16 protein-coding genes are annotated in these 15909 nt (G+C 60.6%); 10 read left to right on the forward strand and 6 right to left on the reverse strand.

The window, feature by feature from the left end; all coding sequences use genetic code 11:
* Positions 1-8: 8 nt before the first annotated feature.
* From GE107_RS10995 to GE107_RS11005, 3 genes are read left to right on the forward strand one after another with little or no spacing between them, the layout of a single operon-like run.
* Entirely contained in the window at positions 9-761 is a 753-nt protein-coding gene (locus tag GE107_RS10995; protein WP_219639881.1) for an ABC transporter permease, read from the forward strand.
* 2 nt (positions 762-763) lie between these two features.
* The gene (locus tag GE107_RS11000) at positions 764-1915 is read left to right on the forward strand and encodes a sensor histidine kinase (RefSeq protein ID WP_219639883.1); all 1152 of its coding nucleotides are present in this window, start codon (positions 764-766) and stop codon (positions 1913-1915) included.
* Positions 1912-2514 (forward strand): response regulator transcription factor, encoded by a 603-nt coding sequence (locus tag GE107_RS11005; protein WP_219639885.1) that lies wholly within the window; start codon positions 1912-1914, stop codon positions 2512-2514. The genes GE107_RS11000 and GE107_RS11005 overlap by 4 nt, the downstream gene beginning before the upstream one ends.
* 199 nt (positions 2515-2713) lie before the next feature.
* Here the strand turns inward: GE107_RS11005 and GE107_RS11010 are convergent, their stop codons facing one another.
* Positions 2714-3514: a carbon-nitrogen family hydrolase gene (locus GE107_RS11010; RefSeq protein WP_219639889.1), complete on the reverse strand. Its 801-nt coding sequence runs from the start codon at positions 3512-3514 to the stop codon at positions 2714-2716.
* A 151-nt stretch (positions 3515-3665) separates the two neighbouring features.
* On the opposite strand from GE107_RS11010, the gene GE107_RS11015 reads away from it, so the two are divergent.
* The 7 genes from GE107_RS11015 to mtnB all read left to right on the forward strand — a co-directional run bounded on the left by GE107_RS11015 (position 3666) and on the right by mtnB (position 11284).
* Complete coding sequence (locus GE107_RS11015) at positions 3666-4850, forward strand: pyridoxal phosphate-dependent aminotransferase (RefSeq protein ID WP_219639890.1); 1185 nt, start codon at positions 3666-3668, stop codon at positions 4848-4850.
* 577 nt (positions 4851-5427) lie between these two features.
* The gene (proB, locus tag GE107_RS11020; RefSeq protein ID WP_219639891.1) at positions 5428-6555 is read left to right on the forward strand and encodes a glutamate 5-kinase; all 1128 of its coding nucleotides are present in this window, start codon (positions 5428-5430) and stop codon (positions 6553-6555) included.
* Positions 6548-7795, forward strand: coding sequence for a glutamate-5-semialdehyde dehydrogenase (locus GE107_RS11025; protein ID WP_219639893.1), 1248 nt, complete (start codon positions 6548-6550; stop codon positions 7793-7795). The genes proB and GE107_RS11025 overlap by 8 nt, the downstream gene beginning before the upstream one ends.
* A 13-nt stretch (positions 7796-7808) precedes the next feature.
* The gene (gene proC, locus GE107_RS11030; protein ID WP_255570401.1) at positions 7809-8699 is read left to right on the forward strand and encodes a pyrroline-5-carboxylate reductase; all 891 of its coding nucleotides are present in this window, start codon (positions 7809-7811) and stop codon (positions 8697-8699) included.
* 16 nt (positions 8700-8715) lie between these two features.
* On the forward strand, positions 8716-9945 hold the full coding sequence (locus tag GE107_RS11035; protein WP_219639895.1) for a 2,3-diketo-5-methylthiopentyl-1-phosphate enolase: 1230 nt from the start codon (positions 8716-8718) through the stop codon (positions 9943-9945).
* Positions 9942-10634, forward strand: a complete 693-nt coding sequence (locus GE107_RS11040; protein WP_255570402.1) for a 2-hydroxy-3-keto-5-methylthiopentenyl-1-phosphate phosphatase — start codon at positions 9942-9944, stop codon at positions 10632-10634. The genes GE107_RS11035 and GE107_RS11040 overlap by 4 nt, the downstream gene beginning before the upstream one ends.
* Positions 10631-11284, forward strand: coding sequence for a methylthioribulose 1-phosphate dehydratase (gene mtnB / locus GE107_RS11045; RefSeq protein WP_219639896.1), 654 nt, complete (start codon positions 10631-10633; stop codon positions 11282-11284). The genes GE107_RS11040 and mtnB overlap by 4 nt, the downstream gene beginning before the upstream one ends.
* 99 nt (positions 11285-11383) lie before the next feature.
* Here the strand turns inward: mtnB and GE107_RS11050 are convergent, their stop codons facing one another.
* The 5 genes from GE107_RS11050 to asnS all read right to left on the reverse strand — a co-directional run bounded on the left by GE107_RS11050 (position 11384) and on the right by asnS (position 15901).
* Entirely contained in the window at positions 11384-11800 is a 417-nt protein-coding gene (locus GE107_RS11050; RefSeq protein WP_219639898.1) for a DUF2500 domain-containing protein, read from the reverse strand.
* Between the two features lie 135 nt (positions 11801-11935).
* On the reverse strand, positions 11936-13330 hold the full coding sequence (locus tag GE107_RS11055; RefSeq protein WP_219639900.1) for an arsenic transporter: 1395 nt from the start codon (positions 13328-13330) through the stop codon (positions 11936-11938).
* Positions 13331-13367: 37 nt separating this feature from the next.
* Entirely contained in the window at positions 13368-13571 is a 204-nt protein-coding gene (locus GE107_RS11060) for a hypothetical protein (RefSeq protein ID WP_219639902.1), read from the reverse strand.
* Positions 13572-13800: 229 nt separating this feature from the next.
* On the reverse strand, positions 13801-14529 hold the full coding sequence (locus tag GE107_RS11065) for a DnaD domain-containing protein (RefSeq protein WP_219639904.1): 729 nt from the start codon (positions 14527-14529) through the stop codon (positions 13801-13803).
* A gap of 88 nt (positions 14530-14617) precedes the next feature.
* On the reverse strand, positions 14618-15901 hold the full coding sequence (gene asnS / locus GE107_RS11070) for an asparagine--tRNA ligase (protein WP_219640218.1): 1284 nt from the start codon (positions 15899-15901) through the stop codon (positions 14618-14620).
* Positions 15902-15909: the final 8 nt, after the last annotated feature.

The raw sequence follows: 15909 nt of genomic DNA on the forward strand, positions 1-15909 counted from the left end.
GATACACGATGAATACGACGATGAAAGCCACGATGGCGCAATGCAATGCGGAGCTGCTCCGCACGGTACGAAACAGACGTTTCGTTTTCTTCTCGGTCATCATGCCCGTCGCCTTCTTCTTCATTTTCTCCAGCACGGCAGGCAACGACGTCAAGGTGGACAATGTGGATTGGGTCCCTTATTACCTGATGTCCATGACCGTTTACGGGGTCGTGGGAGCCAGCCTGACCTCCTTCGCCCAGCGGCTGTCGAGGGAACGCGCGCAAGGCTGGGTCCGGCTGCTTCGCCTTACCCCGCTTCCTTCCTGGTCTTACGTGCTTTCGAAGCTGGTCGCGCAAGGCATCATCAATTTGCTGATCATCCTTGTCGTCTTCATGGCCGGCGGAATCGGCAAACACATCGATCTCCCCGCCTCCGTCTGGCTCGAAAGCGGGCTCTGGATTTGGATCGGAGGATTCTCTTTCATGGCGCTCGGATCGCTCATCGGTTCGATGCGCAATCCGGACGCCGTGCAATTGCTGGCCCTGATCGTCTACATGTCGCTGTCGATCGTGGGCGGATTATGGTTCCCGACTTCCTCGATGTCGGGCGCGCTGCAGACGATTTCCAAATTCACCCCGACCTACCGGCTTGGCCAAGGCGCTTGGAACTTGATCGGAGGCGGTTCGATCGACTGGAACGGCCTGCTGATCCTGGCTGCGTATGTCCTTGTGTTTATGGTAATATCGGCGTATATCATGAAGAAGCAGGAAGCGGTATGATCATGAGCGTTTTCGGCTCGCGGCCCCGGTACGGGCCGCCTTTTGCCTTTCGGATTTTTTTTCTCGTATATTTGATTTTTCCCGTGAGCGCTTTGGTGAAGCAACCCTGGGACCAAATGACCGCCGGTCTTCTGTTGCTCGGATTGTTCGCGATTGTATATGTCTTGGGTTTTGGCGAGACTCGGGGCAAATTGGCTTTCGTGCTCGCTTTGACCGCGATCGTCGGCTATTTCGCTTACCGGTACGACGAGAACTTTATCTATTTGGCGTTTTACGCGACGCCGATCGTCGCGATGCTGAACAGCATCCGCAAAACCGCAGCCGCCTATGCGGGACTCTTCGCCCTTTTCCTCATGGTCGGATGGCGTTATCATCTGTTCACGGACGTGGACGAATTGCTGCAGCTGCTGCCCGCAATGCTCGTCATCTCGCTAATGCCGATCGCGATCCGGGTCGGACGTCGTTCCAGGGAACTTCGCGACAAGCTTTCTTTGGCCAACGAAGAAATCGCCCGCCTGTCCAAGAACGAGGAGCGCCAGCGGATTTCACGCGACCTGCACGATACGCTCGGCCACACGTTGTCGCTCATCACGCTCAAAAGCGAACTCGCGGAAAAGCTGATCGTGAAAAATCCGCAGCGGGCCGCGCAGGAAATCCGCGACGTCCAGCTGACCTCGCGTGCGGCGCTAAAGCAGGTTCGCGAGCTCGTTGCTGATTTGAACGCCGTCACCGTCCGGGACGAAATCGCGCAGGCGAAGATCATCCTTACGTCCGCGGGAATCGAGCTTCGGCACGAGGGCGGTTCGGATAGAGAATGGCCATCTCCCTCTCCGCTGATCGACAACATGCTCGGCATGTGTTTGCGGGAAGCCGTGACGAACGTCGTCAAGCACAGCCGCGCCCGCAATTGCGCCGTCGGGTGGACGGAAACGCCGGATGCGTACGAATTATGGATCGAAGACGACGGTGCTGGCACGTATCGGGCCGCCAATACCGTCGATGACGGCAAAAACGGGCTCAAAGGGATGCGCGAGCGGCTCAAATTGGTCGAAGGGAAAATGGAGATGCGGTCGGAACCGGGCCGCGGCACGCGCATCGACATCCGAGTGCCGCGCGTGGCGAAATCGGCCGGACAGGAGAGATCGAACCGGTGAAAGTGATCGTAGCCGAGGATCAAGGGATGCTTCGCGGCGCCTTAAGCGCGCTGCTGGATTTGGAAGACGATATCGAAGTCGTCGGGCAAGCGGAGAACGGCGAGCAGGCGCTGCAGCTCATCCGGTCGCTTCGCCCCGACTTGTGCGTGCTGGACATCGAAATGCCGAAGTTGTCCGGACTGGACGTGGCCGAGAAGCTGAAAGAAGAAGGCGACCCTTGCCGTGTTGTTATCCTGACGACCTTCTCGCGCGCGGGGTATTTCCAGCGTGCCATGCGCGCCGGCGCGCGCGGGTTCATGCTCAAAGACTCGCCGATCGACGAACTGGCGGCCGCGCTGCGCAACGTGTACGCCGGCAAACGCGCGGTCAACGCCGAGCTGGCGCTGTCGTTCTACGAGGCGGAAAACCCGCTGACCGAGCGGGAGCGCGAAGTGCTCAAGCTGGCCCGCGAAGGCTTGTCCGCGGGCGACATCGCGGGGCGGCTCTATCTCTCCGCCGGCACGGTGCGCAATTATTTGTCCGAAGCCATCCAGAAGCTGGAGGCGAAGAACCGGATCGATGCGATCGGCATCGCGGAGCGGAACGGTTGGTTGGACTGAGGCGGAGTGACAGCGCTGATTTGACGGTGGGGGGGAGAGCGCCGGAACCTTAAGGAAGCAGAGTTCCCGATTCAGCCTGCCCCTTCCATACCGCTCGTATGTTTTCCAAAAAACTCCTCTCCCCACCCTCCATTGTTCCGCATACGAAGCGACTCCCCCAAACGAAAAAACTGCCCAAATTGCGGGCAGCTTCCTCCATTTACTCATACAAGTGCGGCCGCCGGTCGGCGAAGACGGGGATCCGTCCGCGCACGTCGTCCACCAACGCCATGTCGATTTCGGCTTCCAGCACCGTTTCTTCTTCCCCGGCTTCGGCCAATACCTCGCCCCACGGATCGATGACCATCGAATGGCCGAAAAACGAGGTGCCTCCGCTCATCCCGACCGTGTTGCAGGAAACGACGAACATCTGGTTCTCGATCGCTCTCGCTTGGAGCAGCGTTCTCCAGTGATGCAGGCGCGGATGCGGCCATTCGGCCGGCACGAACAGGATCTTGGCGCCTTCCAATGCCAGCCTGCGGGCGAGTTCCGGAAAACGAATGTCATAGCAGATCATCGCGCCTGCCGGAACGCCCTCCAGCTCGAAGCGGCCGGGACGTTCTCCCGCCCGGAGGTGCAAATGTTCGTCCATCAGCTGGAACAGGTGGATTTTCGAGTATTCGGCGATTTCCCTTCCGTCCCGCCCGAACGCGTGAATCGTGTTCGTGACGCCGCCTTCCGCGCGTTTCTCCGCTACGGATCCGGCCAGCACGTTCACCTGGTGTTCGCGGCAGAAGGCCGAGAAGAAAGCTTTCGTCCGTTCGCCGGACGGATCGGCCAGCTCTCCGATCCGGTCCAGCGCATAACCGGTGTTCCACATTTCCGGCAGCACCAGAACATCCGGCTTCGGATCGCGCGATACCGCGTCCGTCATCCATCGCTGCATGCGGGCGAAATTGTCCTCCGGGTTCCCCGCTTCTATGTTCATCTGGATCAGCGCCAGTCGCAAATTTCCCGTCACGCTTGTCCCTCCGATATTTCGTCAAAATGGAATGCTCTCATCGTACCCGATCGGAGACGGCTCGGCAATATGCCTCTTCCATTGCCCTGGCCAGTCCGTTATGCTACAGTCAACCTATCTTATCCATTTGCCAGACGGAGCGTGACGATTTTTGAAGACTTATACGATCCAGCCGGCACACCGAATCCGGACGCTGCCCAAACAGTTTTTCGCCGCGCTAGTGACCAAAGCGAACGCCCGCATCGCCATGGGCCGCGACGTGATCAATCTCGGACAAGGCAACCCGGATATGCCGACGCCGCCGCATATCGTGCAGACGCTGCAGAAAGCGGCGGCCAACCCCGCCTATCACAAGTATCCTCCCTTTCGCGGCTATCCGTTTCTGAAGGAGGCCGTCGCCAAGCGCTACGAAGAGGATTACGGCGTCCGCTTGGACCCGGCGGCGGAAGTCGCGATTCTGTTCGGCGGCAAAACCGGTCTCGTGGAAATCAGCCAATGCCTGCTGAACCCGGGAGACGTCTGCCTGGTCCCCGACCCCGGCTATCCCGATTACTGGTCCGGCGTCGCGCTGGCGGAAGCCGAAATGGCCTTTATGCCGCTTACGGCCGAGCGCAAGTTCTTGCCCGATTTCAGCCGGATCGATGCGGAAACGCTGCGTCGGGCCAAGCTGATGTTCCTGAACTACCCGAACAATCCGACGGCCGCGACGGCAACCCCCGCCTTCTACGAGGAAACCGTCGCTTTCGCGCGCAAGCATGAGATCGTGGTCGCCAGCGATTTTGCATACGGAGCGATCGGCTTCGACGGCAAACGGCCGGTCAGCTTCCTCGAGACTCCCGGGGCCAAGGAAGTCGGAGTCGAGTTCTATACCGCGTCGAAAACCTACAATATGGCCGGATGGCGCGTCGGCTTCGCGCTCGGCAACGCCGCCGTCATCGAAATGCTGAACCTGATCCAGGACCACTACTATTGCAGCCTCTTCGGCGGCATCCAGGAAGCGGCGGCCGAAGCGCTGACCGGATCCCAGGAGCCGGTCAAGGAGCTCGTCGCGACCTACGAACGGAGACGCGACGCGTTGTATGCGGCGCTAGAGCGGATCGGATGGAGAGCGGATAAACCAGCCGGCTCCTTCTTCTGCTGGCTGCCGGTGCCGGAAGGGTACACGTCCGAATCGTTCGCCGATCTGCTGCTCGAGGAAGCCGACGTCGTCGTCGCTCCGGGCAACGGCTTCGGCTCCTCCGGCGAAGGGTATGTCCGGCTCGGCCTGCTCGCCCCGGAGGCTCGCCTGGAAGAAGCCGCGGAGCGGATCGGAAGGCTGGGCTTGTTCAGGAACTAACCGGATTGGGCCGGTTTTCTTTACAAGGCTTGCGGCGCATGGTATTCTGAGGAAAACGCATTGACGGGACCAACACGCGGAACCGGGCAAATCAGAGAGTAAATTCCGCAGGCTGAGAGAATTTACGTTGACCCCCGCATCCCCCACCCCCGAGCGGCCGGCGACAAACCGGACAGTTCCTGCTGTTATCAGGATTCGAGAGGACGGCTGCAAGCCTAGGCACATGGCCGTCAACGAAGGTGGTACCGCGGAAGCCGAGCTTCCGTCCTTTGCGGACGGGGGCTTTTTATTTTGTAAACGCAATGTCGGCGCATCGTCCAAACGACGAAGCCCTTCTCCTCCCAAAATAGTGGGAAAAAGGTACCACTAATGATCTCCAGTCACGGGCTTGGAACGTAATAGACGGAAATTCTCCCACTAATGTTCGATAATGGACCAACAATCGGTTGAATGAATGCAATTAGTGGTATGTTTTCCACCTAAATGGACTAGAACGGACTGAAATCGGAAGATTAGTGGGGGGTTTTCCCATTATTTCGGAATTTGACACCGGTAGCGAAAGGCAGGTATCCCAAAAATGAGGCAAAGGATCGTCGTCAAAATCGGAAGCAGCTCCCTCACCGCCGACGAAGGCGGGCTGGAGCGTAGCAAAGTCGGATTCCTCGCCGATGAGCTCGCCTCCTTGCACGCCTCCGGCCACGACGTGCTCCTCGTGACGTCGGGCGCCGTGGCCGCCGGTTTCCGCAGCATCGGCTATGCCGTCCGGCCCAAGCTGGTGCACGAGAAGCAAGCGGCCGCCGCCGTCGGCCAAGCCCTGCTCATGCAGGCTTACCACGAGGCGTTCGGCAGCCATGGCATTTCGGTCGCGCAAATCTTGCTCACCCGGCCGGATTTCGGCAACCGAAGCCGCGCCCTGAACGCCCGGCGGACGATCGAGGAGCTGCTCAAGCAGCGGGTCATCCCGATTTTCAACGAGAACGACACGGTCGCCGTCGACGAATTGAAGTTCGGCGAGAACGATACGCTGTCCGCGCAGACGGCGAACTTGGTCAAGGCCGACGGCCTGTACATCCTCACGGACATGGACGGGCTGTACACCGCCGACCCGCGGAAGACGCCGGACGCCGAGAAGATCGGACGCGTCGACGTCATCTCCGAAGATTTGTACCGGATCGCGAGCGGCGCCGGGTCGGCCGTCGGAACGGGCGGTATGCGCTCCAAAATCGAAGCCGCGCGGATCGCCATGCAGGGCGGCATTCCGACATTCATCGGAAAAGTCGCCAAGCCGGGCGACCTACGGGCCGCAGTGGCAGGTGACGGCAGGGGCACTTACTTCTCCTCCTCTCTCCACTCCCTCTCCGCCAAGAAGCAATGGATCGGCTTCCTTTCGGTGCCCCAAGGCCGCATCCACGTCGACGCGGGAGCCGAATCGGCTTTGCTGCACGGGGGCAAAAGCCTGCTCCCCGCCGGGATCGTCTCCGTGGAAGGGGAGTTCCATCCCGGAGATGTCGTGGAAGTTGCCGGTCCGGATGGCAGGACGCTCGGCAGGGGCGTCACCCATTACGCTTCCTGGCAAGTGACTGCGGTGGCGAAGCTCGGCACCGAAGAAGCGATGAAACGGGTCGAAGTGTCCCGTGTAGAAGTCATCCACCGCGACGAATGGGTCGCGACCCCGATTTTGAAGGAGGCTGGTTCCCATGAGTGAAGTGAAAGCCAAAGCGCTGGCGGCCCAGGAAACGACCGGCATTCTGGCCCGGTTGACCACGGAAGCGAAAAACGGCGCGCTGGGCGGAATGGCCGACGCTCTGCTGTCGGGCGCGCAGGAAATCATAAAAGCGAACGAAGAAGATTTGGCCCGCGGCCGCGAGTCGGGCACCTCCCCCTCGCTGCTCGACCGGCTGAAGCTGAACGAAGAGCGGATCGCCGGCATCGCCGAAGGCATCCGCCAAATCATCGCCTTGCCTGACCCGGTCGGCGATCTTCTCGAAAGCTACACGCGGCCCAACGGCATGCATATCGAGAAACGGCGCGTGCCGCTCGGCGTCGTCGGGATGATTTACGAAGCCCGCCCGAACGTGACGGTTGACGCCGCCGCCCTGTGCCTGAAGACGGGCAACGCGGTCGTCCTCCGCGGCGGCTCCTCCGCCCTCTCCTCCAACCGGTGCATCGTCCGGATCCTGCGCGAAGCGCTGGCCATAACGGAAATCCCGCCGGACGCGATCCAGCTGATCGAGGATCCGAGCCGCGGCTCCGTGGATGAAATGCTGAAGCTGAACGGGCTTCTGGACGTCGTCATTCCCAGAGGCGGCGCCTCGCTGATCCAGAACGTCATTCAGAATGCCACGGTTCCCGTGATCGAGACGGGTGCGGGCATTTGCCACACGTTCTTGGACGATACCGCCGACCCGGGCATGGCGGAAGCGATCGCCCTGAACGCCAAGATGCAGCGCCCTTCCGTCTGCAACTCCATGGAGACGCTTCTGGTCCACCAGGGGTACGCCGGGCGGCATCTCCCCGCGCTGGCCGCGAAATTCCGGGAGGCCGGCGCCGAGCTCAAAGGCTGCGTACGAGCCCGCGCTCTCGTGCCGGAAATGGCCGCCGCGACCGATCAAGATTACGCCACGGAGTACAACGACTACATCCTCAACGTCAAGATCGTGGACGGCTTGGACGAGGCGCTGGCCCATATCCGCCGTTTCGGAACGAAGCATTCGGAATGCATCGTAACCGAAACCGGAGAGAACGCCGGCCGGTTCCTGCAGGAGGTCGACGCCGCGGCGGTTTACCACAACGTCTCGACCCGTTTCACCGACGGCTTCGAATTCGGATTCGGCGCAGAGATCGGCATCAGCACGCAGAAGCTTCACGTCCGCGGCCCGATGGGCTTGCCGGCGCTCACTTCCACCAAGTACCGGATCGTCGGCTCCGGCCAGATCCGCGGTTAAGGAGATCAGGACATTGAACGGAACTTCTTCCTCCCCTCTGGAGAATATTAACTTATGCTTCTACGGCGCAGGCGCGATGGCCGAAGCGATCCTCCGCGGCTTGACAGAAGCCAGGCTCGCGAGCCCGGAACGGATCACGGTCATGAACCGTCAGAACGGCGACCGGCTGGTTGAGCTGCAGCGCCGCTACGGCGTCGTTCCGGCTGTCCAGGACCACGCGAAGCAAGAGGCCCTGCGGAATGCGGACGTCATCGTGCTGGGCATGAAGCCGAAGGATTCCGCCGGCGCTTTGCGCGCCCTTGCGCCGTTACTGAGACCGGGACAGCTGATCGTGTCCGCCATCGCCGGGCTCTCGATCGGTACGATCGGAACGCTGCTCGGCGATGGCCGCGCCATCGTGCGAACGATGCCGAACACCTCGAGCACGATCGGTCTCGGCGCGACCGGCATCAGCTTCTCGTCCGAGGTATCCCCCGCCCAGCGCGAACTGGCGCTCGCGATGTTCGGCGCGGTCGGCATCAACGCCGTCGTCGAAGAGCCGCTCATCGAAGCCGTGAACGGCGTTTCCGGCAGCGGCCCCGCGTACGTCTATTATCTGATGGAAGCGATGATCGATGCGGGCATGAACCTCGGCTTGTCCCCGGAAGCCGCCCGCGAGCTGACGGTGCAGACGGTGCTCGGCGCAGCCGAGATGGTTCGGCAAACCGGCGAGAACCCCGCCGAGCTTCGCAGGAAAGTGACCTCGCCGGGAGGCACGACGCAAGCCGCCATCGAGACGCTGGAACGTTATCGGTTCCAGGAAGGCATGAACGCGGCCATCCTCCGCTGTGCGGAGAGGGCGCGGGAGATGGGCGAAGCGATCCGAGCGGAAGCGGAAGTGCCTTCGCTCGCGAGAAGCGAATAGGAAGGAAGGGATTTCCATGAGTCAATCGTACAGCACGGCCACCTACAGGCTGTATGACGATAAGGCCGATTTCGACAAGAAAGCGCTCGGCATCGCGGTCGGGCTGACCGTCGGAAGCTGGACCGAATTGCCGGAAGTGGCGAAGCAGCAGATGGAGAAATATTTGGGCAAGGTTGTCTCGGTGGACGTCCATGAACCGGATACTGGCGAACGGGACAAGCGGTTCGCCGATATCACCATCGCGTATCCCGACCTGAACTTCAGCCGCGACCTCCCCGCCCTGCTCGTCACGGTGTTCGGAAAGCTCTCGATGGACGGCAGGATCAAGCTGCTGGACCTACAGCCGTCCTCCGAATTCCTCTCGGCGCTGCCTGGACCGAAATTCGGCGCAGCCGGCGTCCGGGACCTGCTCGGCGTCCGCGACCGACCGCTTGTCATGAGCATCTTCAAGTCCGTTGTCGGCTTCGATTTGGACAACCTGCGGGAGCAATTCCTGCAACAGGCGCTCGGCGGCGTCGACCTGATCAAGGATGACGAGATCCTGTTCGAGAACCCGCTCAGCCCGCTGGAAAAACGCGTTCCCGCGTGTATCGCGGCGGCCCGGGAAGCCCAGCAGCAAACCGGTCAGAAGCTGATTTACTTCACCAATTTGACCGGCCCCACCTTCAAGCTTCGGGACAACGCCCTGAGGGCGATCGAAGCGGGTGCGAACGGTCTGCTGTTCAACGTGCTTGCCTACGGTTTCGACGCGCTGGCCGGTCTGGCTGCCGATCCGGACATCGCGGTCCCGATCGCCGCCCATCCGGCCATGGCGGGCGCCTTGTACCCTTCCCCGCATTACGGCATCGCCGCCCCCTTGCTGCTCGGCAAGCTGATGCGGCTCGCGGGCGCGGACCTGTCCCTCTTCCCTTCGCCCTACGGCTCCGTCGTCATGCCGAAGGAAGAGAATCTGGCCGTCCGGGACGTCCTGCTGGACGCCAAATTGCCGCAGAAACCGGTGCTTCCGGTTCCGTCCGCGGGCATCCATCCGGGACTGGTCCCGCTCATTCTGCGCGATTTCGGTCCGGAGGTCGTCGTGAACGCGGGCGGCGGCGTGCACGGTCACCCCGGCGGGGCGGCAGCGGGCGGACGGGCGTTCCGCCAAGCCGTTGACGCGGTTCTCGGCGGAATCCCGCTCGAGGAATACGCGGTCAACCATGCCGAGCTGAAAACCGCCATCGATCGCTGGGGGGTACGGACCGCTTGAGCCCATCTTGCGCAAACACCCGTTTTCCCCGGCCGCCCGTGCTGTTTTGCGATTTCGACGGGACGATCACGTTAAGCGACAACATCGTCGCCATCATGAAGAAGTTCGATCCGCCCGGCGTGAAGGAGATCATCGACGGGATCGTCGGCGGAACGAAGTCGATCCGCGAGGGCGTCGGGGAAATGTTCGGCTTGCTCCCTTCTTCCGAGAACGAGGAAATCCGCTCTTTCGTCCTGGAGACGGCAGGCATCCGGCCGGGCTTTCCCGAGCTGCTGGCCTGGTGCAAAGAGCACGAAGTTCCCTTCTACGTCACGAGCGGAGGCATCGATTTCTTCGTGTATCCGCTCCTCGAGCCGTTCGGCATTCCGGCGGACCATATTTATTGCAACGGCAGCGACTTCGAAGGCGAGAGGATCCGGATCACGTGGCCGCACGCGTGCGATGACGAATGCTCCAATGATTGCGGGATGTGCAAAGCGACGATCATCCGCCGTTTCCCGCGCGACCGGCACTACCGCATCCTGATCGGCGACAGCGTCACCGATTTCGCCGGCGCCAAGCTTGCCGATCTCGTATTCTCGCGTTCCCATCTCACGGACAAATGCCGGGAGCTCGGCCTGCCGCATATCCCGTTCGAGACGTTCCACGACATCATCCGTCACCTGGACCAAGGAGGCCCGTCTTCATGAGCTTCGCCCTTATTCCGCTCGAAGAGAAGCAGCGCGTAATCGGCGAGTTGTCGGCGATCAAAGCCGATTTCGCTTCCCGCGGCTGGTTCGCCGGCACGAGCGGCAACCTGTCGATGCGCATCGGCGATTACCGCCCCGATGCGTTCCATTTCGCGGTGACCGCGAGCGGCAAAGACAAATCCAAATCGACGCCCGAGGACTTCCTGTTCGTCGACCAGACGGGCAAAGCCTGCGAGACGACTCGGATGAAGCCGTCCGCGGAAACCGTCATCCATTGCGAAATCTACCGGCTTACGGGCTGCGGCGCCATTTTCCACACCCATACCGTGTTCAACAACCTGATCTCCGAGTGGTTCTGGGAGCGCCGCAGCGTCCCGATCGAAGGCGTCGAGCTGATCAAGGCGTTCAACATCTGGGACGAAGAAGCCGTGATCGATGTGCCCATCGTCTCCAATTTCGCCGACGTGCCCCGGATCGTTCCGGAAGTGACCGAGCGGCTGAATCCCCGGATTCCCGGCATCCTGCTGCGCAAACACGGCATCTACGCCTGGGGCGAGGACGCGTTCGCGGCCAAACGGCATCTCGAGGCGTTCGAATTCCTGTTCGAGTACGCGTATCGCTGGGAGCTCCTTAAGGCCGGAAAAAAATAACGCAAATGAAAACCCGCCCGAAACCGCAAGGTCTCGGAGCGGGTTCATTTTTCGTTTTGTACGCTTTTTCGAAGGTCTCTTGCACGTTCTTTCGCCTGTTCAATAAGCAGCGGTCCCCTGCGACCGGCTGAAGCCGTGATAACGCGTACCCTGGAACGACAGCTTGCCCATGTCGCCTTCGGCCAGCATGCCGAATTCCCTGCCGTCCACCCGGAACTCCATCCGGTCCCCGCTTTCCACTTCGAACGTGACGTAGTAAGACGTGCTGGAATGGAAGGACGTGTGGTTGGAGTCCCCATCGTCGTGGTGATGATGCGACACGTGCGTCCGTTTGCTCACGAGGCGGGCCTCCACGGATAACAGCGGTTGCCCGTTGTTGCGGTTCCATTGCGCGAAACCCCTGATCGCGCTGAAGGCGATAATCCCCAATACGGCTGCAAAAATCAACGGTACGATCGTTCCCAATGCGCCGAACTCACTACCGAACACGCCGAATCCCGGATCGTTCCCGAACATGCCTCCACCTGTCCTCCGCACACGAATTTGCTGAAATTCTCCTATCTGATACATACGACGCGATTGTCCAAAAGTTACTCACCCGGACAAAAAAAATCCCCTCGGTCTCGGCAAGCAAAGGGAGGTCGCGGGAAGTCACGGCGTGCCGGCTGCGTGGGACAAACCCGCCAAGGGAGCCATCCACTCCACCCAATAGTACAACGTGATCAGAGTGAAAGCGAGAGACGTCGGAATGACCAGCACCGTAACGCGGACGTACTCCTTCCAGCCCACTTTGACTTTGTACGTCCGGAGAATATGCAGCCAAATCAGCGAAGCGAGCGTGCCGACCGGCAGCAGCAGGGAACCGATGTCGCTGCCCACGACATTGGCCAAATAGGCGATTTTGAGCGAAATCGGATCCAGGTTCATCTGCGTCAAGGCCAGCGTACCGATCATGAGCGCCGGATGGTTGTTGAACAGCGTAGACATGAGCGAGACGAGTCCGCCCATAAGGAGGCTCGCGTTCAGGAGGCTGCCCGATACCGCGGGCTTCAGGTGTTCTACCAGCAGCTCGGTCAGCCCGATGTTGTTCAATCCGTAAATGATCACGTACATGCCGAAAGCAAACAAGAGGATATGCCACGGCGTTTTTTTCAGCATGTCCGTCGGCGGGATCCGCAGCTTCCACCATCTCCAGCCGAGAAGCAGGACCGAACCGGTCACGGCGACGATCTCGATCGGTATCCCGAAGTAAGAAGCAACGAACAAGGCCATCCGCAGCAGGAATACGAACAGGAAAATCCGGAACATGAGCCGATTCCTTCTTTTCTCGTAGACGGGCAAAGGCTTCTCCATCAGCGGATGGCGGATCGGGACGCCGGGAGCATGTCCCGGCTTTCGGGCGGAACCGTTCAGGCGACGGGGAATGTCCCGCGCGGTGACGGCAAAAAGCATCGCGAACAGAAACAGAAGACCGAGCATGGCGGGCACGAACATAAGCAAAGTGTACATGTACAAGTCCATGCCGACGATTTTGAGCGAGATGAGGTTGACGATGTTGCTGACGCCGATCGGGGCGCTGGACGCGGTGGCAATCAAGGCGCCGGACAGCAGATAAGGAATTTTCTGGTGGTTTTTGAGCCCGAGCCGGTTCAGCAGGATGATCAACATCGGCGTCGTGATGAGGATGCTTCCGTCATTGTTGAAGAAGAGCGTCATCAGGAAACAGACCAGATTCACGTAAACGAACAGACGATAACCCGAGCCTCGCGCCCGTGCCGCCAGCCCCTCTGCCGCCCAGTGGAAAAATCCGATGCTTTCCAGCACCATGGCGATGACGATGGTGGCGATGATCGTGATCGCCGCTCCGCTCACGGTCTCTCCGATCTTGACCAGATCCGGCCAGACGACGCTCCCGGACATGAGGACGAGCAAGGCGCCGCCGGTCGCGGGGATCGCTTCGTTCAACCCCTTGGGGCGCCACATGATGAGCATGACCGTGAGCAGAAACGAGAAAATCGTAAGGGAGACGACGGCGGGCTCGTGCACGGATCGTCACCTCTTCTGTCGGCGTTGCCGATCTCCCTTACTCTTTGCCCGCATACCCGGCAAATATCGAAGCCGAATGGACGGCCGCCACAGTCGGCACGTTCTCCTCCTTCAGGACGGGAACGGATGCGGCTTCCGTTTCTTCCACGTTATCTAGAGGGGCGGAATGAACGGGAGGTCTGAGCAAGACGTACAGCAGAACCGCGGACATGGTCATGGGAATCAGCAGTAGCCATTCCAAGGAACTTCGCCTCCTTTCCCAACCTTCCCCGAACATTCGTCACGAGAGGTTGTCTATATTGCATGTTTATGAGAAGGGGCGCGATAGGGTTCTAATGACAATGCCTGATTGATGCACATTTGTTCGTTTGTACGCCATTCCGTTCTACCCCCGCATGCCGAAAAAAAAACCGCCTGCACGTATGCGCGGCGGGTATTACTCGACCTTTCGGAACGGATGGAGGAAACGCCTATCTGCCGGTCCGGAATTTCTGCGTATGGACGCGGGCTTCCTCGACGTTCGTCACCCGGTTGCGGCTCCACTCGAGCAAAATCCTGTCCATATAGCGGAAATGGAGCTTGCCGGCGAAAACCGATTCTTTGAGCGCGAACAGCACCAAATCCTCGTCATAGCCGTCCTTGTCCAGCCAGCCGTTGATCGTTTCGATCTCCATGGGCGACAGCGGGCGGCCGAATTCCTGTTCGAACACCGCGAACAGGTTCGTGGCGCCGCCGAACACCGCAGTTTTGGAAACGGACGTCCTCGCGGGGCTTCGCGGGTCCGAAACGTCCAGTGGGGCAGCCGGCGCTTCTCCGCCGCCCGTGCGGAGAGGGAGCTCGCCGGCCGCGAGCAGCGCCCCGATTTTGTGGAACAGGCCGGACAGGTTGTAGCGGTCGGACAACACCCCCGTCACCGGATCGACCACCTCGTCGATGCCGACCAGCCCTTGCTTCACGAGCTTCTGCATCGCCTGTCCGACGACGGAAGGCGACGATCCGAGCCGTTCCTGCAGCTGCTCCATCGTCGGAAACTCGATCTGCTCCAGCTGCCGGAACGCAAGCAGCTGGATCAGCAGCATTACTTCCGTATCGGTGAGCTTGAGCGCCCGGTACGTTCGAAGCAACGCATAAGGAATGCTGACCGCGCCGTCCTGATACGCTTCCGCCAATCCGCGGGCAATGCCTCCCCGATCGTCCATTCGTCCGCCTCCTTTTTTTTGCTGGGGGCTCCTCCAAAAGGAATCGCAATACGCTTCGAAGCATCGCGTCGCTTTTGGGGGGACCGGGTTAGGGATATAAACGATACAGCATGCGCGGGAACGCGATCGTCTCCCGGACGTGGTCCAATCCGCAAATCCAGGATACGGTCCGCTCCAGCCCGAGTCCGAAGCCGGAGTGCGGCACGGTGCCGTAACGGCGCAAATCCAAATACCACTGGTACGCTTCCGGCGACAGGTGATGCTCCTTGAAGCGTTCCGCCATCAGCTCCGGATCGTCGATCCGCTGCGAGCCGCCGATGATTTCGCCATAACCTTCCGGAGCGATCATGTCGGCGCAAAGCACGACTTCCGGGCGCTTCGGGTCCGGCTTCATATAGAAGGCCTTGATTCCCTTCGGATAATGCGTGATGAAGATCGGGCGGTCGAACTTGCCGGCAAGCGCGGTCTCGTGGGGAGCGCCGAAATCTTCTCCCCAAGGCAGCTCCATGCCGAGCTCCTGCAGCATCCGGATGGCTTCATCGTACGTTATGCGCGGGAAAGGCGGCTTTACCCGCTCCAGCGCGGCGATGTCCCTCTCGAGCGTCTCCAGCTCGGGTCGGCAATGCTCCAGCACCTGACTGACCACGTGCGAAACGAACCGCTCTTGAATCCTCAGGTTCTCCTCGTGATCCACGAAAGCCATCTCCGGCTCGATCATCCAGAACTCGATCAGGTGCCGGCGGGTCTTGGACTTCTCCGCCCGGAACGTCGGACCGAAGGAGTACACTTTGCCGAGCGCCATGGCGGCCGCTTCCATGTAGAGCTGACCGCTCTGCGTCAAGTAGGCGTCCTCGTCGAAATACTTGATATGGAACAGCTCGGTTGTTCCTTCCGCGGAGGAAGGCGTCAATATCGGCGGATCCACGAGCGTGAACCCGTTCTCGTCGAAAAATTGCTGGACGGCCGAGATGATGCGGGCCCGGATGCGCATGATCGCCCGCTGTCGCGGCGCGCGCAGCCAGAGATGGCGATGGTCCATCAGAAAATCGACGCCGTGCTCCTTGGGGGTGATCGGGTAATCCTGCGTGATCTGGATGATTTCGAGGCCGGTCACTGCAAGCTCATAGCCGGATTTGCCGCGCGGGTCTTCCCGGACGATACCCGTCACGTACAGGGAGCTTTCCTGCGTCAGCCTCCCCGCGTGGTCCCAGACCTCCTCCGATACCTCCTCTTTCGTCAGGACGCCCTGAATGAAGCCTGTTCCGTCCCGCAGCTGCAGAAATTGGATTTTGCCGCTGGAACGCCGGCGAGTCAGCCAGCAACCGAACGTGACCGATTGCCCGACATGCGCGCCGGCTTCGGAAATCGTCATCTTCTTCT

Source organism: Cohnella sp. CFH 77786 (genome assembly GCF_019400745.1).
Classification (GTDB): domain Bacteria; phylum Bacillota; class Bacilli; order Paenibacillales; family Paenibacillaceae; genus Cohnella.